The organism is Dactylosporangium sp. NPDC005572, assembly GCF_040605515.1.
GTDB lineage: Bacteria > Actinomycetota > Actinomycetes > Mycobacteriales > Micromonosporaceae > Dactylosporangium.
The window spans coordinates 1-18,596 of record NZ_JBEXCY010000002.1; the positions used below are offsets into that span (position 1 = coordinate 1).

16 protein-coding genes are annotated in these 18,596 nt (G+C 71.9%); 14 read left to right on the forward strand and 2 right to left on the reverse strand.

Features of this window, described 5'->3' with window-relative positions:
* Nucleotides 1-984: 984 nt before the first annotated feature.
* Both ABZS66_RS01115 and ABZS66_RS01120 read left to right on the forward strand, forming a co-directional pair.
* Nucleotides 985-1,791 carry an RNA methyltransferase gene (locus ABZS66_RS01115; protein WP_354753935.1) on the forward strand — a complete coding sequence of 269 codons (807 nt, stop codon included), beginning with the start codon at nucleotides 985-987 and terminating at the stop codon, nucleotides 1,789-1,791.
* Nucleotides 1,791-3,332, forward strand: a complete 1,542-nt coding sequence (locus ABZS66_RS01120; RefSeq protein ID WP_354753937.1) for a PucR family transcriptional regulator ligand-binding domain-containing protein — start codon at nucleotides 1,791-1,793, stop codon at nucleotides 3,330-3,332. The genes ABZS66_RS01115 and ABZS66_RS01120 overlap by 1 nt, the downstream gene beginning before the upstream one ends.
* Before the next feature lie 7 nt (nucleotides 3,333-3,339).
* Here the strand turns inward: ABZS66_RS01120 and ABZS66_RS01125 are convergent, their stop codons facing one another.
* Complete coding sequence (locus ABZS66_RS01125) at nucleotides 3,340-4,344, reverse strand: hypothetical protein (RefSeq protein ID WP_354753939.1); 1,005 nt, start codon at nucleotides 4,342-4,344, stop codon at nucleotides 3,340-3,342.
* Between the two features lie 226 nt (nucleotides 4,345-4,570).
* Between ABZS66_RS01125 and ABZS66_RS01130 the strand changes: the two genes are divergently transcribed.
* From ABZS66_RS01130 to ABZS66_RS01160, 7 genes are all read left to right on the forward strand, one after another.
* Nucleotides 4,571-5,827, forward strand: a complete 1,257-nt coding sequence (locus ABZS66_RS01130; protein ID WP_354753941.1) for an aspartate aminotransferase family protein — start codon at nucleotides 4,571-4,573, stop codon at nucleotides 5,825-5,827.
* A gap of 328 nt (nucleotides 5,828-6,155) precedes the next feature.
* Nucleotides 6,156-7,160, forward strand: a complete 1,005-nt coding sequence (locus tag ABZS66_RS01135; protein ID WP_354753943.1) for a MurR/RpiR family transcriptional regulator — start codon at nucleotides 6,156-6,158, stop codon at nucleotides 7,158-7,160.
* Between the two features lie 20 nt (nucleotides 7,161-7,180).
* Nucleotides 7,181-7,933 (forward strand): SIS domain-containing protein, encoded by a 753-nt coding sequence (locus ABZS66_RS01140; protein WP_354753945.1) that lies wholly within the window; start codon nucleotides 7,181-7,183, stop codon nucleotides 7,931-7,933.
* A 21-nt stretch (nucleotides 7,934-7,954) separates the two neighbouring features.
* Nucleotides 7,955-9,397, forward strand: a complete 1,443-nt coding sequence (gene ngcE / locus ABZS66_RS01145; protein WP_354753947.1) for an N-acetylglucosamine/diacetylchitobiose ABC transporter substrate-binding protein — start codon at nucleotides 7,955-7,957, stop codon at nucleotides 9,395-9,397.
* A 40-nt stretch (nucleotides 9,398-9,437) separates the two neighbouring features.
* Complete coding sequence (locus ABZS66_RS01150) at nucleotides 9,438-10,319, forward strand: sugar ABC transporter permease (RefSeq protein WP_354753949.1); 882 nt, start codon at nucleotides 9,438-9,440, stop codon at nucleotides 10,317-10,319.
* Nucleotides 10,320-10,474: 155 nt separating this feature from the next.
* A complete protein-coding gene (locus ABZS66_RS01155; protein WP_354754306.1) occupies nucleotides 10,475-11,248 on the forward strand; it encodes a carbohydrate ABC transporter permease in 774 nt (257 codons plus the stop codon).
* 171 nt (nucleotides 11,249-11,419) lie between these two features.
* Nucleotides 11,420-13,123 carry a bifunctional 3'-5' exonuclease/DNA polymerase gene (locus tag ABZS66_RS01160; protein WP_354753950.1) on the forward strand — a complete coding sequence of 568 codons (1,704 nt, stop codon included), beginning with the start codon at nucleotides 11,420-11,422 and terminating at the stop codon, nucleotides 13,121-13,123.
* Here the strand turns inward: ABZS66_RS01160 and ABZS66_RS01165 are convergent.
* The gene (locus tag ABZS66_RS01165; RefSeq protein WP_354753952.1) at nucleotides 13,105-13,602 is read right to left on the reverse strand and encodes an NUDIX domain-containing protein; all 498 of its coding nucleotides are present in this window, start codon (nucleotides 13,600-13,602) and stop codon (nucleotides 13,105-13,107) included. The genes ABZS66_RS01160 and ABZS66_RS01165 overlap by 19 nt on opposite strands.
* Before the next feature lie 89 nt (nucleotides 13,603-13,691).
* Here ABZS66_RS01165 and ABZS66_RS01170 point away from each other — a divergent pair, with 89 nt between their 5' ends.
* The 5 genes from ABZS66_RS01170 (at nucleotide 13,692) to ABZS66_RS01190 (ending at nucleotide 18,555) form a co-directional block, all read left to right on the forward strand.
* A complete protein-coding gene (locus ABZS66_RS01170) occupies nucleotides 13,692-14,252 on the forward strand; it encodes a nucleotidyltransferase family protein (protein WP_354754307.1) in 561 nt (186 codons plus the stop codon).
* Nucleotides 14,253-14,533: 281 nt separating this feature from the next.
* A complete protein-coding gene (locus ABZS66_RS01175; RefSeq protein WP_354753954.1) occupies nucleotides 14,534-15,547 on the forward strand; it encodes an LLM class flavin-dependent oxidoreductase in 1,014 nt (337 codons plus the stop codon).
* Between the two features lie 21 nt (nucleotides 15,548-15,568).
* Entirely contained in the window at nucleotides 15,569-16,423 is an 855-nt protein-coding gene (locus tag ABZS66_RS01180; protein ID WP_354753956.1) for a MoxR family ATPase, read from the forward strand.
* On the forward strand, nucleotides 16,413-17,450 hold the full coding sequence (locus tag ABZS66_RS01185; protein WP_354753958.1) for a VWA domain-containing protein: 1,038 nt from the start codon (nucleotides 16,413-16,415) through the stop codon (nucleotides 17,448-17,450). Before ABZS66_RS01180 ends, ABZS66_RS01185 begins: the two co-directional genes overlap by 11 nt.
* The gene (locus ABZS66_RS01190; RefSeq protein ID WP_354753960.1) at nucleotides 17,443-18,555 is read left to right on the forward strand and encodes an XdhC/CoxI family protein; all 1,113 of its coding nucleotides are present in this window, start codon (nucleotides 17,443-17,445) and stop codon (nucleotides 18,553-18,555) included. Before ABZS66_RS01185 ends, ABZS66_RS01190 begins: the two co-directional genes overlap by 8 nt.
* Nucleotides 18,556-18,596: the final 41 nt, after the last annotated feature.

Consider the following 18,596-nt stretch of genomic DNA (forward strand, 5'->3'; position numbering starts at 1 on the left):
CCGGTCGAGGCTTCGGCGTGAACGGTTTTGACAGAGCGTGCGGGCGGCAGCGTGGCGTGCGCCGCACGGCGCCGCGTGCGCCCGATTACCGCGTGGCGTCGCCTGCGCCTGATCGCCGCGTGGCGTCGCCTGCGCCTGATCGCCGCACCGCCGGCTCGCCTCACCGCAAGCCCGCCTCTCCGCGGGCTCGCTTCACCGCGCGGCCCGCTTCACCGCCGATCCGCCTCACCGCGCGGATCTTGGAACTGCGGTCCCGGATTTATCCGATAAATGCGACAAATCCGGGACCACAACTCCAAGATCGCGGGGTAGTGGGCGCGAGGGCGGGCGGCGGGGTGCGGCGGCCGGGGGAGTGGCGGCAAAGCGGTCGCTGGGCGGAGCCAGGAAGCCGCGCGGGGCCGCTGTGGGCGCGCGCCGACCCGGGCTCATGATCGATGGCGAGTTCTGGTCGCCATGACAGCCGGATCGTGCCATCGATCATGAGACGGCACAGTGCAGGGGAAACAGCGAGCGCGGTGAAGGTCGCGGGGGCATCGGTTGGTGCCGTCGTTCGGCGTGTGCGGGCCGGCGGGCGTGGGCAGGCTCGTGCGGACCCGGGTGAGGCGGGCCGGGCATGGGTCGAGCGGAGGCGGGCGTCAGCGCGGGCGTGGGGTATGGGCGTACGCGGGGCGGGCTGAGGTGTGGGCATGGGTGGGCGTGGAGGAGGCGGGCGTGGGCTGAGGCGCTGGCGGGCGGAAGCGTGGGCGGCGGGCGGCAGCGCGTGGGTGTGGGCGGGCGGAGGTGGGCGGGTGTCAGCGTGGGCGTGGGGACGTGGGCAGGGCGTGTGCGGGCGTCAGCGTGGGTGGGCAGAGGTGCGGGCGGGCGGAAGCGTGGGCAGGGGTGTGGGCTTCAGTGGGGGTGGGCTGGGTATCCGTGAAGGCCGGCGTTCGTGGGGGCGGAGCGTGGCGGTGGGCGGGTTGGTGATCGTGGGGGCAGAATGCCGGGGTGCCTGTCGTACCGATCTCTGACCCCTCCGACGAGCGGATCGCCGACTACCGTGCGCTCACCGACGTTGAGCTGCGGACCCGGTGGGAGCCGCCCAACGGGCTGTTCATCGCCGAAGGGGAGCTCGTGGTGCGGCGGGCGGTGCGGGCCGGGTACCGGCTGCGGTCGCTGCTCATGGACGAGAAGCGGATCGCGCAGGTCGAGGACCTGGTCGACGACGCGCCGCTGTACGCCGGGGACCAGAGCGTGCTCGAGGCCATCACCGGCTTCCACGTGCACCGCGGGGTGCTGGCCAGCTTCCACCGCCGCCCGCTGCAGACCGTCGCCGACGTGCTCGGCAACGCCCGGCGGGTCGCCGTCCTGGAGGGCATGAACTCGCACACCAACCTCGGCGCGGTGTTCCGCAGCGTCGCGGCGCTCGGGGTCGACGGCGTGCTGCTCTCGCCGACGTGCGCGGATCCGCTGTACCGCCGCAGCGTCCGGGTCAGCATGGGCGAGGTGTTCGCCATCCCGTATGCGCGGCTGGAGCCGTGGCCGTCCGCGCTCGACACCGTGCGGGACGCCGGGTTCACCGTGCTGGCCATGACGCCCGCGCCCGACGCGGTGCCCCTGCAGCGCCTGACGCCGCAGCAGCGCCGGCGGCCGGCGCTGCTGCTCGGCGCCGAGGGGCCCGGCCTGACGCGCGAGGCGTTCGCCGCCAGCGACCTGCGCGTGGTCATCCCGATGCGCCGCGGCGTCGACTCGCTGAACGTCGCCACCGCCGCCGCCGTGGCGTTCTGGGAGCTCTCGCGCGAGGATGCGACCTAGTGTTTCCCACGGTCCGCGAGGTGCTCGCCCTCGACCCGGTGCGCAACGGTGCGCCGCGGGTCGTGGCGGGCGAGCGCGGGCTCGACCAGGTCGTCCGGTGGGTGCACAGCTCCGAGGTGCCCGACATCGCGACCCTGCTGCGCGGCGGCGAGCTGGTGCTCAGCACCGGGATCGGGCTGCCGCCGGACGACGCGGGGCTGCGCCGGTTCATCACCGACCTGGCCGAGGTCGGGGCCTGCGGACTCGCCGTCGAGATGGGGCGGCGGTACTCCGGGCGCCTGCCCGCCGTCATGGTGCGCACCGCCGACGAGCTCGGGTTCCCGCTCGTCGAGCTGCACCGCGGCACCCCGTTCGTGCTCATCACCGAGGCCGTCCACTCGATGATCATCGACGCGCAGCTGGCCGAGCTGCGCGCCACCGAGGAGATCCACCAGCGGTTCACCGACCTGTCAGTGGAGGGCGCCGGCGCCGCCGAGGTGGTCGCCCAGGCCGCGGCCCTGGCCGGCGCGCCCGTCGTGCTGGAGAACCTGTTCCGGCAGGTGCTCGCGTACGACGCCGCCGGCGGCTCCGCCGAGCTGCTGCTCGCCAACTGGGAGGACCACTCGCGGCGGGTCCGTCCGGCCGGGCGCACCGGGCACGACCCCGAGTCCGGCTGGCTGGTCACCGCGGTCGGCGCGCGCGGCGAGGACTGGGGGCGGCTGCTCATGCGCGTGCCGGCGGCCGAGGCGCGGCACGTGATCCTCATCGAGCGGGCCGCCTCGACGCTCGCGCTGGGCCGGCTGATCCGCGGCGACGAGGAGGCGCAGACCCACCGGACCCTGCTCGCCGCGCTGCTCGGCCACACCACGCCCGTCGACGAGGTCGTGCTGCGGTCGCGCGCACTCGGGGTACACCTGGATCGCCGGCATCTCGTGGGCATCGTGATCCGGCCGTCCCTGGCCACCGAGGCCGCGCAGGCGCTGCGGGACTCGGCGCTGAAGGGTCTCGTCGGTGCCTTGGACGAGTCGAGCGCGGGGGTACTGCTGGCGCTGCGCTCCGCCGACGAGGAGCCCGCCTCGCTGACCCGGTTCGCGGCTCGGCTGCGGGCAATCGCCGGTGACGATGTCGTCGTCGCGGTCGGTGAGGGCGTGTCGACGCCCCGCGAGGCGCGCCGCTCGCTGGTGGAGGCCAGCCAGGTGGCGTCGGCCGTCCGCGGCGGCGGTTTCGCGGGCGTCGTGCGGCTGACCGACATCGGGTTGTCCGGCCTGTTGTACCTCCTGCGCGACGAACCCCGGCTCCAGACCTTCGTCGAGCGGGAGCTGGGGTCGCTGCTCGCGTACGACGCGCGGCATCCGCGGGAGCAGCTGCTCGGGGTGCTGCGCGTGTACCTGGAGTGCGGCCGCAACAAGTCGGCTGCGGCCGAGCACAGCCACCTGTCGCGGCCGGCGTTCTACGAGCGGCTGGCCCGGATCCGGAAGATCATCGGCGCCGACCTCGACGACGTGTCGGTGTGCCTGTCACTGCACGTGGCGCTGCTGGCGCTGGACGCGCTGCGGTCCTGACTCGCGGCTACTGCATCGATAAATGCACGTGGTTGTAGTGGTCGCCGGCCGGGGTACCGTCGCCGCCGTACGACTTCCAGCCGCTGCTCGGCTGCCAGATCCGTTTGTACCAGATGACGTACTTCACGCCGAGGTTCTTGGCGTTGGCCACGCACCAGGCGGCCAGGTTGTCGCCGTACGTCTTGTCGGCACCGGTGGCCCTGGCGTTGACGAACGTCGATGCATTGGCCGAGAAGTCACACGCCTTGCCGAGCGGGTGGTCGCCTCCGCCGCCGCTGCGGAAGCAGCTGGTGTAGTGCTTGTATCCGGCCAGCCGCGCCTCGTCGTACGCATTGCGCATGCGCGGCGAGATGCACCCGCTGGTCGTCGGGTCGTCGAGGCTGCACGACTCCTTCGGATACGAACCGTCGGAGTTGCGCGCCACCGCCTTGGTGGTCACCTTGCCGCCGCTCGGTGCCCCGCTGGTGTCCGCGCCACCCCCGGCCTTGCGCAGCGCGTCCTCGGCGGCCTTCTTGTTGGCCTCCATGATCTTCAACTGCGCCTGCTGGTTGGCGATGGCGTCGTTGAGGTCCTTCTGCTGCTGCTCCAGCCGCTTGCGGGTGTCGTTGACCTCGCGGAGCGCCCGGTCGTCGCGGGCCAGCATGTACTCGACGGTCACCATGTCGTGCAGCATGCTGTCGGCGTCGTCGGCCCCGAGCATCACGTTGGCCAGGCTGACCCGGCGGCCCCGGTACGCGGCGTTGGCCACGGTGCCGGCGTTGGCTTCGAGCTCGGTGAGCCGCTGCTGGGTCTTGGCGAGCTCGCCGGTGAGGGCGGCCTGGTCGGCGACGGACTTGTCGAGCCGGCCTTTGGCGTCGTTGTACTCACCGAGGGCCTTGTCGAGTGCCTGCCGCACGGTGAGATTCTGCCCGCCGTCCTCGCCTGGTTCGGCTGCCGCGGGGTTGGCGACCCCGACCACCAGGACAATCAGGGTGGCCAGCAGCGTCAGGACACGGTTCGGTGCCGTCAACATCGCGGGTCAGCATATCGAAGCCCCCTGAAAACGCCAGTCCGTAGTTGATCACGCTCGTCGGACTGGGGGATTTGAGCGATATATGCGGACAATTCTTCGCACGGTGGCTCGTCGCGCGCATTCCAACGGCTACGGTGCGTAACGCCTACTGGAGCGCGCTACGGCAGGGCGGGGCGCCGCGACCGTGAGCGGCAAACCCCGCGGTCGCCGCGCGCAGAATGGCCCCATGGACGAGCTACTCAGGCGGCACCGCGGCGTCATGCCCTCGTGGATGCCGATCTACTACGACGAGCCGATCGAGATCGTCACCGGCAAGGGCGCCCGCGTCACCGACAGTAACGGCAAGAGCTACCTCGACTTCTTCGCCGGCGTGCTGACCAACTCGCTCGGCTACGACCTCGACGAGGTGCGCGAAGCGGTCGAGCGGCAGCTCCGCACCGGCATCGTGCACACCTCCACGCTGTACCTCATCCGCCAGCAGGTCGAGCTGGCCGAGAAGATCGCCAGGCACTCCGGCATCCCCGACGCGCGGGTCTTCTTCACCAACTCCGGCACCGAGGCCAACGAGGCCGCGCTGCAGGTCGCGACCAACGCCCGGCGGAGCGCCACCATCCTCGCCGTGCGCAACAGCTACCACGGCCGGACGGCCGGGACCATCGCCGTCACCGGCAACCGCGCCTGGTCCGCCTCCGGGCTCAGCCCGTTCACCGTCAGTTACCTCCACTCGGGCGACCGCCTGCGCGGGCTGTTCAAGGGCATGAGCGATTCGCGGTACCTCGAAGCCGCCGCCGAAGACCTCCGCGAAGTCCTCGCCACGACCACCGCCGGCACCGTCGCCTGCCTCATCGCCGAGCCGATCCAGGGGGTCGGCGGGTTCACGCACGGGCCCGACGGGCTGCTCAGGGTCTGGAAGGAGATCCTCGACGAGCACGGCATCCTGCTGATCTCCGACGAGGTGCAGACCGGCTGGGGGCGCACCGGCGAGCACTTCTGGGGCTACCAGGCCCACGGCGTGACGCCGGACCTGCTCACGTTCGCCAAGGGGATCGGCAACGGCTTCGCCCTGGCCGGCGTCGTCGGGCAGAAGGACGTCATGGAGCAGGTCCAGGGGATCTCGTTCTCGACGTTCGGCGGCAACCCCGTCGCGACGGCCGCCGGCAACGCCGTCCTCGACTACATCCTCGACCACGACCTCCAGGCCAACGCCGCCCGGACGGGAGCCATCCTGCTCGACGGGCTCCGAAGCGTCGAGAGCCCGATCGTGGTGGAGGTCCGCGGCAAGGGGCTCATGATCGGCATCGAGCTCACCACCGTGGCCAGGACGGCGGCCGTCTTCGAGAGCTGCAGGCGTGACGGCCTGCTCGTCGGCAAGGGCGGGCTGTACGGCACCACGATCCGGATGGGTCCGCCGCTCAACCTCACCGAGGACGAGGCCCGCGAGGGTTTGGAAATTCTGATTACCGCGCTGCGCGAACACGCCTGAACCAGAACTGCGGCCGAACCGCTCCGCAAGGGGTTGGTTCGGCCTTTTCTGTGCGAAAACGGCGGAAACCCCCGGAGTCGAGCCTTGTAACAAAACGGGCTAAATCTCGGGTGAGCCCTGACATCGGCGCCGGGTCCAAGCCAGACTGGGTGGCCGGTTACCGACGTGTTGCCAAGGCCACTGACCAGGGCTTTTAGCCTTCTTTAAGATCCACTTCTTCGGTAACAGTTTGAAAACTTCACCCAACTCCTTGACAAGAAGGGGCGCTCAGTAAGAACTTTTACCACTAACAGTTAAGGAACTTTGCTGAACGCGAGAGGTACCTGTGATGACGGCACATGAGGAGCTCACGACGGCGGTGCAGACCGCTGTCGGCGCGTCCCCGGTGTCCGCCATCCCGGCCGACGCGACGAGCACCTTGCCGGCGATCCACCTGGACGGCGGCAAAGAGGGCGGCAGCGTTCTGGCCCGCGTGCGTGCCGGGCTGCCCGAGCTCACCGGGGCACTCCAGCGCGTGGCCGAGCTGATCCTGGCCGACCCCGCCGCCGCGGCCCGCTCGACGATCGTCGAGCTCGCCGAGCGCAGCGGCACCTCGCCCGCGACCGTGACCCGTTTCTGCCGGGCGTTGGGCTTCGTCGGCTACGCCGACCTGCGGCTGGCCATCGCCGGCGAGACCGGCCGTGCCGCCCGTACCGGCGGATGGACGATGGACATCGGCCGCGAGATCCAGCCGACCGACCCGCTGGAGCGGGTCCTCGGCCAGATCATGGCCGCCGACACGCAGGCCATGCACGACACCGCCGCCCTGCTGGACCTCAGCGAGGTCGAGCGCGCCGCCGAGGCCATCGCCCGCGCGAACCGGGTCGACATCTACGGCGCGAGCGGCAGCGCGCTGGTCGGCGGGGAAATGCAGTTCTGCCTGCACCGCATCGGCATCGCCGCCTGGGCCTGGACCGACGTGCACAACGGTCTGGCCTCCGCGGCCCTGCTCCAGGCGGGCGACGTGGCCCTCGGCGTCTCACACAGCGGCCAGACCCGCGAGACGATCGAGATGATCGCCGAGGCGAGCAGCCGGGGAGCGACCACCATCGCGCTCACCAGCTTCCCGCGGTCGCCCCTCGCCGAGGTCGCCGACATCGTCCTGCTCACCGCGACGCAGGCGACCACGTTCCGGCCGGATGCCCTGTCGGCCCGGCACCCGCAGCTCGTGGTGCTGGACCTGCTGTACATCGCGGTCGCCCAGCGCACCCACGAGCGTGCGCACGCAGCGTTCTCCGTTACGGCGCAAGCGGTCGCCGGTCACCGGTCGTCCGCGGGAAAGGACGCGTCGTGAACCTCGTCCAAGGAGAGCGCATGGCCGTCACGGCACTCGGGTACGTCTCCGCGATCCAGACCGTCATCGACCGGATCGCCACCACCCAGGTCGGCAACGTCAACCAGGCGGCCGATCACATTGTCACCGCGATCCGATCCGGTGGCATCCTCCAGGCGTTCGGCACCGGGCACTCCGAGGCGGTGGCGGTCGACTTCGCCGGCCGCGCCGGGGGGCTCGTGCCGACGAACAAGATCCTCCTGCGGGACCTCGTCGTCTACGGCGGCCAGGAACCGCGGATCCTCGAGAACGAGAAGCTGGAGCGCGATCCCCGGATCGCGGGCCAGCTGTACGAGATCGCCGCGCCGCGTCCCGAGGACGTGTTCGTGATGGCCTCACAGTCGGGGATCAACGGGGGGATCGTCGAGATGGCGCTGCTGATCAAGCAGCGCGGGCACAAGCTGATCGCGATCACGTCGGTCGAGCACACCGAACGGGTGTCCCCCAGGCACCCCTCGGGGCAACGCCTCGCCGATATCGCCGACGTCGTGCTGGACAACGGCGCGCCGTACGGCGACGCATTGCTGTCGCTGGAAGGCGGCGGCGCGGTCTGCCCGGTCTCTTCGGTCACCAACGCGCTGATCGCGCAGCTGGTGGTCGCCGAGGTCGTGCGACGCATCGAGGCTGCGGGCGAGGTGGCTCCCGTCTACCTGTCCGCAAACGTCCCCGGCGGGGACGAGCACAACCACACCCTCGAGTCGCGGTACGCCGGACGTGTCCGGCGAACCGCCTGACCCGAACCGAGGAGACAGATCATGTCCGTTACCCCCGAGTCCCCGTCGCAGCCAATCGCGCTCTCGCGGCGGTCCGTTCTCCAGCGCGCGGCGATCGCCGGCCTGGTCGCCACCCCGGCCGCGGGCCTGCTCGCGGCCTGCGCCACCGGCGGCGACGACGAGCCGAGCACCGACAACACCGGCGCCGTCTCGGCGAACAACCCGCTCGGCGCGCCCGAGGACCAGCCGATCAACGTCGTCATCTTCAACGGTGGCTACGGCGACAAGTACGCCACGGACGTCCACGAGCCGCTGTACAAGAAGGCGCACCCGAAGTCCGAGGTCAAGCACCAGTCCAGCCAGGCGATCTCGACGCTGGTCCAGCCGCTCATCGCGGGTGGCAACGCCCCCGAGTTCGTGAACAACTCCGGTGAGAAGTCGATGGACTTCGGCGCCCTCGTCGCCGACGGCCAGCTGCAGGACCTGACCGCGCTGTTCGACGCGCCGTCGGTCGACGACCCGTCGAAGAAGGTCAAGGACACCCTGGTGCCCGGCACCGTCGACACGGGCTCGTTCAACGGCAAGCCGTACGTCCTGTACTACGTCTCGACCGTGTTCGGCATCTGGTACTCCGGCAAGCTCTTCACCGACAACGGCTGGACCGCGCCGAAGACGTGGGCCGAGTTCACCGGGCTCTGCGACAAGATCAAGGCCAAGGGCATCGCGCCCTACGCGTACGCCGGTGCCAACGCCGCGTACTACCAGTGGAACATCATCCTCACCAGCGCCGCGAAGATCGGTGGCGCCGACGTCCTCAAGAACATCGACAACCTCGAGGACGGTGCCTGGAAGGTCGACGCGGTCAAGCAGGCCGCCGAGGCGTGGGCCGAGATCGGTGCCAAGTACAACCTGCAGGGCGCCGAGGGTCTCAAGCACACCGACGTCCAGCTCAAGCAGAACCAGTACCAGCTGGCGATGTACCCGTCCGGTGACTGGCTCGAGAACGAGCAGAAGAAGGACACACCGGCCGACTTCAAGTACCAGATGCTGACCACCCCGAGCGTCACCGCCTCGGACAAGCTCAAGTCGACGGCGCTGCGCGCGACCGCCGGTGAGGGCTACGTGGTCCTGTCGAAGAGCAAGAACCCCAAGGGCGGCCTGGAGTACATGCGCCAGATGCTGTCGAAGGCCGGCGGCAAGGGCTTCACCGAGGTCGTCAAGGCGCCTACCGTGGTGCTCGGCAGCACCGAGGGGCTCACCTTCACCCCCGGCACCCAGTCCTCGCAGGACGCCCTCAAGGCGGCCGGCTCGGAGGTGTTCAACCTGTTCTTCGACGGTTGGTACAAGGACCTCGACAAGGAGGCCCGTACCGCCACCAACGAGCTGATGTTCGGCCGCATCAAGGCCGACCAGTTCGTCGAGCGCATCCAGAAGAAGGCCGACGAGATCAAGAAGGACTCGTCGATCACCAAGTTCAAGCGCTGATCGGAGCCTGATCATGCGGCACGGAAGATACCCCTTCATTGTGGGGTTCCTGGTTGCGCCGGTGGTGCTGTACGCATACTTCGTTCTCTGGCCCTACGTACAGACGATCATTCTGTCGTTCCAGCAGTGGCGGGGCTTCACCGCGCCGCGCTGGGTCGGGGTCGAGAACTACAAGCGCATGCTGGACAACGATCGGTTCTGGCAGGCGCTGCAGCACCACGGGATCATCCTGGTCTTCCTGCCGCTGATCACGATCGCGTTCGCACTGGTCTTCGCCTTCCTCCTCAACGTGGGCGGGAAGAGCAAAGGCGGCAAGACGTCGGGGGTCTGGGGGTCGAGTTTCTACCGGGTGGTGTTCTTCCTCCCCCAGGTCCTCGCCGTGCCGGTCATCGCGGTGCTCTTCGCGACCGTGTACCGGCCCAATGAGTCCGGCCTCATCAACGGTGTCCTGCTCAAGGCGGGCCTCGACGGTCCGGTCGGGTTCCTGATCGACAAGCATCTCGCCCTGCCCTCGCTCATCGCGGTGCTCGTGTGGCAGGCGGTCGGCTTCTACGTGGTGCTGTTCTCCGCCGGCATGGCCAACATCCCGGCGGAGATCTACGAGGCGGCCGAGCTCGACGGCGCGAACAAGGTGACGCTGTTCTTCCGGGTCACCTTCCCGCTGCTGTGGGACACCATCCAGACCGCTTGGGTGTACCTCGGCATCCTCGCCTTCGACGCGTTCGCGATCGTCTCGGTCCTCGCCCAGGACAACGGCGGCCCCGACGGCGCCACCACGGTCCTCGGCCTGGAGATCTACAACAACATGCAGCAGAACCGCTACGGCGACGCCGCCACCTACGGCGTGGCGCTGTGCGTGCTGTCGCTGGTGTTCGCCGCCTTCACGCTGCGGCTCACCCGTCGCGAGACCTACGAGTACTGAGAGGCCGGGACATGACCGCAATCATCGGCCGCGACACGCCGGGTCAGCGCAGCGGCCAGCACTCCGCGGGCGCGGTGCCCTCCGGCCCGCGCACCCGCCGGAAGCTCAACATCGCCGGGGGCGTCGGCAACGTCTTCCTGGCCATCTGGGCGCTCATGATCATCCTGCCGCTGGTCTGGGTGCTCCTGGCCTCGTTCAAGAACACCACCGAGATCTTCAGCACGCCGTGGACCATGCCCGGCCACCTGCGCTGGGAGAACTGGGGCCGGGCCTGGAACAAGGCCCACGTCGGCCGCTACTTCCTCAACAGCGTGCTCGTGGTCACGCTCGCCACCGCCGGCACGATGCTGCTGAGCTCGATGGCCGCGTACGTCCTGGCGCGGTACCGGTTCTGGGGCAACCGGCTCATCTACTTCCTGTTCGTGGCCGGCATCGCGTTCCCGCCGTTCCTCGCGGTCGTGCCGCTGTTCTTCCAGGTGAAGCAGCTCGGCCTGCTCGGCAGCTACACCGGCCTGATCATCGTGTACATCGCGTACTCGCTGCCGTTCACGATCTTCTTCCTGACCTCGTTCTTCCGGACGCTGCCGAACACGGTGGCCGAGGCGGCGACGATCGACGGGGCCTCGCACACCCGGCTGTTCTTCTCGGTCATGCTGCCGATGGCCAAGCCGGGCCTGATCAGCCTGACGATCTTCAACCTGATCGGCCAGTGGGGGCAGTACCTGCTGCCGCTGGTGCTGATGGCGTCCGCGAAGGACAAGTGGGTGCTCACCCAGGGCATCGCGGACATCTCGACCAGCGCCGGCTATGAGGCCGACTGGTCCGGGCTGTTCGCCGCGCTGACCATCTCGATCCTGCCGATGATCGTGATGTACGTCATCTTCCAGCGCCAGATCCAGGCCGGTCTCACCGCCGGCGCGGTCAAGTAACCCACCGATGGCCCGCGCACCCCTGACGGTCTTCTTGAGCAAACGTCCCGCGGATCCTGAAGTGCGGCGCCTAGCGTCGCACGGGGGGGTGTGGGGTGGGAACCCCCCACAAAACCGCGGACGGAGCCCGGGGAGCTAAAAACTGTCAGGGGTGTGCGATGTAATGCCCTCGTGCTCGTCGCGGTGTTTCCCGAGGGTGCCGGTGGCCGGCTGAGGCCACTGGCCGACGACGGCACGCCCACCGGCGCCGAGCAGCCGGTCCCCGACCTCGTCGCGGCCATCGCCCGGATCGAGGCGGCGGACCGGCCGCGCTGGCTCTGGGCGTCCACGGCCGACCTCTTCTCCCGGGTCGTCCGGGCCGGGGCGCGGGTCGAGCGCTGTTACGACCTGGAGCTGGCCGAGGCCCTGCTGCTGGGGGCCGAGGGACGGTGGGGCGAGCCCCGCTCGGTCGCCGCCGCGAGCGCGCGGCTGGCCGGCCGCCCGGTCCCGCCCGACCCGCCGTCGCGGGCCGCGCTGCCGCCCGGCGAGCTGCAGGCCTCGCTGTTCGAGGTCGACGCCCTGGAGACGACCCCGGCCGGCTCGCTCGCCGACCTCGTCGAGGTCTACGTCGCCCAGCGGGCCCGGATCGCGGCCCTGACCGAGACGGCCGCCGCACCCGGGTTCCCGCCGCGCGCCGGGGCCATGCGCACGCTCGTCGCCGCCGAGTCGGCCGGCGCGCTGGTCGCCGCCGAGATGGGCATCGCCGGCCTGCCCTGGCGGGCCGACGTCCACGACGCACTGCTCCGCGAGATGCTCGGCGCCCCGTCGGCGGTCGGCGGCGGCCCGCCCGCCCGCCTGGTCGAGCTCAACGAGCGGCTCAACGAGGCCCTGGGCCAGCGCGTGCACCCCGAGTCGCCGGCCGAGCTGCTGCGGGCGTTCGCCCGCGTCGGCCTCCTGCTGCGCTCCACCCGCCGCTGGGAGCTCCAGCAGGTCGACCATCCCGCCGTGCCGATCCTCCTGGAGTACAAGGAGCTGTATCGGCTGTGGGTCGCCCACGGCTGGACGTGGCTCGAGCAGTGGGTGGCCGGCGGGCGCTTCCGCGCCGAGTACATTCCGGGTGGCGTGGTGTCGGGCCGCTGGGCCACCCGCGGCGGCGGCGCGCTGCAGATCCCCAAGGTGGTCCGCAAGGCGGTCGTCGCCGACCCCGGCTGGACGTTCGTCGTCGCCGACGCCGGCCAGCTGGAGCCGCGGGTGCTCGCCGCGGTCTCCGGCGACGGGCGGCTGGCCCGGGCCGCCGCCGAGGGCGACCTCTATGCCGCGCTGGCCGCCGAGGCCTTCGACGGTGACCGGGCCAAGGCCAAGCTGGCCCTGCTCGGCGCCATGTATGGGCAGACGGGCGGCAACGCGGCACCGGCTCTGGCCGCCCTGCGCCGCTTCTACCCGGCCGCGTGGGACCTGGTCGAGGAGGCCGCCCGCACCGGCGAGACCGGGGGACTCGTCCGCACCTGGCTCGGGCGCACCTGCCCGCCCCCGTCGGTGACCTGGCGGGAGGGCTTCGACGGGCCGGGGGAGGGGGTGGAGTCCGACGACCGCGGCGGCGCGCGGGGCCGCGCCCGGGGCCGCTTCACGCGCAACTTCGTCATCCAGGGCACGGCGGCCGAGTGGGCGCTGGTGCTGCTGGCCCGGTTACGCGCCGCGCTGACCGGGCTGCGCGCCGAGCTGGTGTTCTTCCAGCACGACGAGGTGGTCGTCCACTGCCCACGCGACGAGGCCGACACGGTCAGCGCGGCGGTGCAGGCGGCCGCCGAGGAGGCGCGCCGCCTGCTGTTCGGCGAGACCGAGGTCCGCTTCCCGCTGGACGTCTCGGTGGTCGAGGTCTACGCGGACGCGAAGTAGCGGGCCATCGCCGCCGTGTGGGTCGGGAAGCACAGCTCGCGCGCTTCGACGGCGATCTCGAAGCCGAGCGACTCCTCCGTGCGCACCGACGCCGGGAGGTCGGCCAGCGGGCGGGGCGGGAGCAGGCCGAAGACCAGCAGGGTGCCGCTCTGGGCGCTGTGCACGTCGAAGAGCTCGACGTCCGCGGCGTCGGCCTCGATCGTGGTCTCCTCGCGCAGCTCGCGGACGGTGGCCTCGCGCCAGGCCTCGCCGACCTCGATGAAGCCGCCCGGCAGGCCCAGCTCGCCGCGCATCGGCTCGATGTCGCGCCGGACCACCACCAGGCCGCGGCCGTGGTCGGTGTCCACCGGCAGGAGCGCGACCGCCACCGGCAGCGGGTTGCGCCAGGTCGTCTCGCCGCAGGACGCGCAGATCCGGGGCCACGGGGCCCCCTGCGCAAAGGCGGCACCGCAGTGCGAACAGTGATCGTGGAGGGCCATGGCAACGCAGCCTACCGACCGGGTACTAGGCTGACCGGTGCTGCATCGTTGGACGCTGGTAGGAGTGCCCGCTGAGCGCGATAGTCGGACTGGTCCTCGCCGCAGGTGGCGGCCGCCGGTATGGCGGGCCGAAGGCCCTCGTGCGCCACGACGACGGCCAACTGCTCGTCGAGCGCGCCGTCGCCACCCTGCGCGACGGTGGCTGCACACGCATTTTCGTCGTCCTGGGCGCTGAGGCGGCCCGGGTCCGCGGCGAGGCGCAGCTCGGCGACGCCGAGCTGCTCGAGAACGCCGTCTGGAAGAGCGGCATGGGTTCGTCGCTGCGCACGGGGCTGGCCGCGCTGGCCGGCACCGACGCCACCGCGGCGGCGGTCCTGCTGGTGGACACCCCCGGCATCGGCCCCGACGCGGTCGCGCGCCTGCTCGCGGCCACCGACGGCGGCCCGGGCGCGCTGCTCACCGCGACCTACAAGGGCAAGCGCGGCCACCCGGTGATCCTGGGCCGCGACCACTGGGCCGGCGTGACGACCCTGGCCACGGCCGACGTCGGCGCCCGCGCCTACCTGGTGGCCCACGCCGACCAGGTGCAGGGCGTGCCCTGCGAGGACATCGCCGACGACGCCGACCTCGACGTCCCGCCGGAGTCCTGATCGCAACGGTCTTGCCGGGAGCGCCTCGGCGCCCCCGTGCCGCCGACGTGTTCCCGGCAAGACGCTGCCCGGCGCGATCCGCGCCGCAGGGGTAACGCTACGGCCCGCCGCGATAGCCGCACTGCACCGCCGCTGAGCCCGCCGCGCACCGGAAACGCCCGGCGACCAGCGGCGTGACCTGCATCGATGCGATCATCGTGAGATCCTGAGCCGGCGATCACCGGCAGGACCGGCAGAATCGGCACCGGCAGAATGCTCGACCGCGGTGTCATGATCGATGCGTGGAACTCGGTGTGTACAGCTTCGGCGACCGTCATCCCGATCCGGTCACCGGTGAGCAGGTTACGGTCGCGCAGCGCCTGGCGGAGACGCTGGAGCGGATCCGGCTCGCCGACCAGGTCGGGCTGACCTTCTACGGGCTCGGCGAGCACCACCTGCCGAACTACGCGATCTCCAACCCCGCCACCGTGCTGGCGGCCGCGGCGAGCGTCACCACGGACATCACCCTGAGCAGCGCGGTCACCGTGCTGAGCACCGAGGACCCGGTGCGGGTGTACCAGCAGTTCACCACGCTCGACCAGCTCAGCCGCGGGCGGGCCGAGCTGCTGGCCGGGCGCGGGTCGTTCATCGAGTCGTTCCCGTTGTTCGGGGCCGACCTGAGCGACTACGACGCGCTGTTCGACGAGAAGCTCGAGCTCCTGCTCCAGCTCGACCAGGGCAACCCGGTCACCTGGTCGGGGCGGTTCCGGCCGGCGCTCGACAACGTCGACGTGTACCCCCGGCCGTACGGCGAGCACCTGCGCATCTCCGTCGGGACCGGCGGCAACCCGCAGTCGTCGGTGCGGGCCGGCGTGCTCGGCCTGCCGGTCGTCTACGCCGTGATCGGCGGGCGGCCCGAGCGGTTCGCGCCGCTGGTGGACCTCTACCGGCGGGCCGGCGGCACGCACGTGACGATGGGGGCGATCGGGCTGGTCGCCAAGGACTCGCGGGAGGCCAGGGAGGCGTTCTACCCGTACTGGCTGGCGACCATGAAGTACGGCGCCGCGGCCCGCGGCTGGGCCGTGCCCACCCGCGCCGAGTACGACGAGTGGGCCCGCGGGGCACAGTCGATCTTCGCCGGCAGCCCGGAGGAGGTCGCCGAGCGCCTGATCACCGTCGGCAAGCTCGTCGGGGCGGACCGTTACGCCATGCAGATGGACTGGTCCGGGGTGCCGCACCGGCTCGTCATGGAGTCGATCGAGCTGCTCGGCACCGAGGTGCTGCCGCTGGTCCGAGCGGCATTCGCGTCCGAATGAAAAGTGGCGCATAGTTGACGCGTGCCGGACTTCGCGTCGCCGGCCGCGTTGGCGGCGGGCCTGGCCGACGCGGGCTACCTCGCCGACGAGGGGCTCGCGATGGCAGGCTTCCTCGCGCTGCGCCTGCACCGGCCGATCTTCCTGGAGGGTGACGCGGGGGTCGGCAAGACCGCCTTCGCGACCGCCCTCGCCGAGGCCGCCGGCGTCGAGCTGATCCGGCTCCAGTGCTATGAGGGACTCGACGCCGCGCAGGCCCTCTACGACTGGGACTTCCCCCGCCAGGTGCTCCACCTGCGCGCCGTGGAGACGGCCGCGCACGGCACGCTGTCGGCGGCCGAGCTGGAGGCCGGCCTCTACGACCGGCGGTTCCTGATCGCGCGGCCCCTGCTCCAGGCGATCGAGCGGGCCCCGTGCGTGCTGCTCGTCGACGAGATCGACCGGGCCGACGACGAGTTCGAGGCGTTCCTGCTGGAGCTGCTGGCCGAGGCCGCCGTGAGCGTGCCCGAGCTGGGGCGGATCGAGGCGGTCGTCCCGCCGGTCGTGGTGGTGACGAGCAACCGGACGCGCGAGGTCCACGACGCGTTGAAACGCCGCTGCCTGTACCACTGGGTCGGCCACCCGACCCCCGAGCGCGAGGCCGAGATCGTGCGGCGCCGGCTGCCCGGCGTCGGCGAGCGCCTCGCCCGCGAGGTGGCCGCGGCCACCGCCCGGCTGCGCACGCTCGACCTCGTCAAGCCGCCCGGGGTGGCGGAGGCGATCGACTGGGCGGCGGCGCTCGGCGCGCTGGGCGTGGCCACGCCCGGCCCGGAGACGCTCGGGGTCGTGCTCAAGGTGCGCGAGGACATCGAGCTGGTGCGAGCCTCCGATGTGGTTTGAGGCGCCGCTCGACCGCCGCATCGCCTTCCTCTCCGCGCTCGACGAGGTGGGCGTCGAGCACGCGTACTGGGTGGGCCGGCTGACGCTGTGCGGCTCGCCCGAGGACGTCGCCCGCTACGACGCGGCGTTCCACGGCCAGTCCCGCGACCCCGACCCGCGCGGCAGCGCGTGGCAGGTGCGCCGGCTGCCCGAGCGGTCGCTGTTCCGCGCCACCATGCCCCCGTCGGCGCCGGCGGCCGACGGCGACCCGGCGCTCAGCGTGCAGGCCAGCGACGCCGAGGTGCTGCGCCACCGCGACCTCGCGACGCTGTCCGGCCTGGAGCGGGCCGAGGCGGCGCGGTTGCTGGCCCGGCTCGCGGACGCGCACCCGCAGCGGCCGGGCCGGCGGTACCGGCCGGACACCCGCGGCACCGTCGACCGCCGCCGCACCGTGCGCGCCATGCTGCGGGCCGGCGGCGAGCCCCGCCCGTTGCTGCGCCGGTCGCGGCGGCCCCGGCCGCGCCGCCTGGTGCTGCTGCTCGACGTGTCCGGCTCCATGTCGCCGTATGCCGACGCGCTGCTGCGCCTCGCCCACGCGTTCGTCCAGCACCGTCCACGGTGGACGGCCGTGTATGCGCTCGGCACCCGGCTCACCCCGCTGACCGCCGCGCTGCGCACCCGCGACGTCGAGGCGGCGCTGCGCGAGGCCGGCCGCGCGATCCCCGACTGGCGCGGCGGCACCCGGCTCGCCGACACCGTCACGACGTTCGTCCGCCGCGACGGCCACCGCGGGGTCGCCCGCCGTGCGGTCGTGGTCATCTGCAGCGACGGCTGGGAGTGCGGCGACCCGGCCCGCCTCGGCGCCGCCGTCGCCCACGTCCACCGGCTCGCCGCGCGGACGATCTGGGTCAGCCCGCACGCCGGCCGGCCCGGCTTCACCCCGTCGGCGGCCGGGCTGGCCGCCGTGCTGCCGCACGTGGACGCCCTCGTCGCCGGGCACACGGTGGCGGCGATCGAAGCGCTGGTACAGGAGGTCCGCGATGCGTGAGGTGTTGACCGAGCTCGTCGACTGGTGGCGGGCCGGCGATCCGGTCGGCGTGGCCACCGTCGTGCGGACCTGGCGCAGCTCGCCCCGCCCCGCCGGGGCGACGATGCTGGTCGGCCCCGACGGCACCGCGGTCGGCAGCGTCTCCGGCGGCTGCGTCGAGGGCGCGGTCTACGAGCTCGCGCGCGAGGTCGTCGAGTCCGGACAGCCGGTGGTCCAGCGGTACGGCGTGAGCGACGACGACGCCTTCGCGGTCGGGCTGACGTGTGGCGGCATCATCGAGCTGCTGGTGGAGCCGGTGTCCCGCGAGACGTATCCCGAGCTGGAGGCCGTCGCCCGCGCGATCGAGGCACACGACCCGGTCGCCGTCGTCTCCGTCGTCGAGGGGCCGCCCGACCGCATCGGCCGCCGGATGGTGGTCTGGCCGTCCTCGTCGAGCGGCACGCTCGGCTCGCCGCGCCTGGACGCCGCCGCCACCGACGACGCCCGCGGCCTGCTCGCGGCCGGTCGCACCGACACCCTGCACTACGGCCCGGACGGCGAGCGGCGGGGCGAGGGCCTGACCCTGTTCGTGGCCTCGTACGCGCCGCCCGCGCGCATGCTGGTGTTCGGCGCGATCGACTTCGCCGCGTCCGTGGCCCGCATCGGCGGCTTCCTGGGGTACCGCGTCACCGTCTGCGACGCCCGCCCGGTCTTCGCCACCGCCAAGCGCTTCCCGGGGGCCGACGAGGTCGTCGTCGACTGGCCGCACCGGTACCTCCGGCAGGAGCTCGACGCCGGCCGCGTCGACGACCGCACGGTGGTCTGCGTCCTCACCCACGACCCGAAGTTCGACGTCCCCGTCCTCCAGGTGGCGCTCGCCGAGCGGTTCGCCTACATCGGCGCGATGGGCTCCCGCCGCACCCACGACGACCGCATGGCCCGCCTCCGCGAGGCCGGCGTCACCGAGAAGGAGCTGGCCCGCCTGTCCTCGCCGATCGGCCTGGACCTGGGCGCCCGCACCCCGGAGGAGACCGCGGTGAGCATCGCCGCGGAGATCATCGCCGGCCGGTGGGGCGGCGGCGGCGCCCGCCTGACGGAGATGGCGGGCCGCATCCACCACGACTGACCTCGGGCGGAGCGGTTTCGAACGTCGACGTTTTCGCAACC

Bases quoted from the DNA above. Each gene is read 5' to 3' on its own strand.
- ABZS66_RS01135 (WP_354753943.1), top strand. From the start codon at position 6,156: ATGACGGCACATGAGGAGCTCACGACGGCGGTGCAGACCGCTGTCGGC.
- ngcE (WP_354753947.1), top strand. From the start codon at position 7,955: ATGTCCGTTACCCCCGAGTCCCCGTCGCAGCCAATCGCGCTCTCGCGG.
- ABZS66_RS01190 (WP_354753960.1), top strand. From the start codon at position 17,443: ATGCGTGAGGTGTTGACCGAGCTCGTCGACTGGTGGCGGGCCGGCGAT.
- ABZS66_RS01140 (WP_354753945.1), top strand. From the start codon at position 7,181: ATGGCCGTCACGGCACTCGGGTACGTCTCCGCGATCCAGACCGTCATC.
- ABZS66_RS01165 (WP_354753952.1), bottom strand. From the start codon at position 13,602: ATGGCCCTCCACGATCACTGTTCGCACTGCGGTGCCGCCTTTGCGCAG.
- ABZS66_RS01125 (WP_354753939.1), bottom strand. From the start codon at position 4,344: ATGTTGACGGCACCGAACCGTGTCCTGACGCTGCTGGCCACCCTGATT.
- ABZS66_RS01185 (WP_354753958.1), top strand. From the start codon at position 16,413: ATGTGGTTTGAGGCGCCGCTCGACCGCCGCATCGCCTTCCTCTCCGCG.
- ABZS66_RS01155 (WP_354754306.1), top strand. From the start codon at position 10,475: ATGATCATCCTGCCGCTGGTCTGGGTGCTCCTGGCCTCGTTCAAGAAC.
- ABZS66_RS01130 (WP_354753941.1), top strand. From the start codon at position 4,571: ATGGACGAGCTACTCAGGCGGCACCGCGGCGTCATGCCCTCGTGGATG.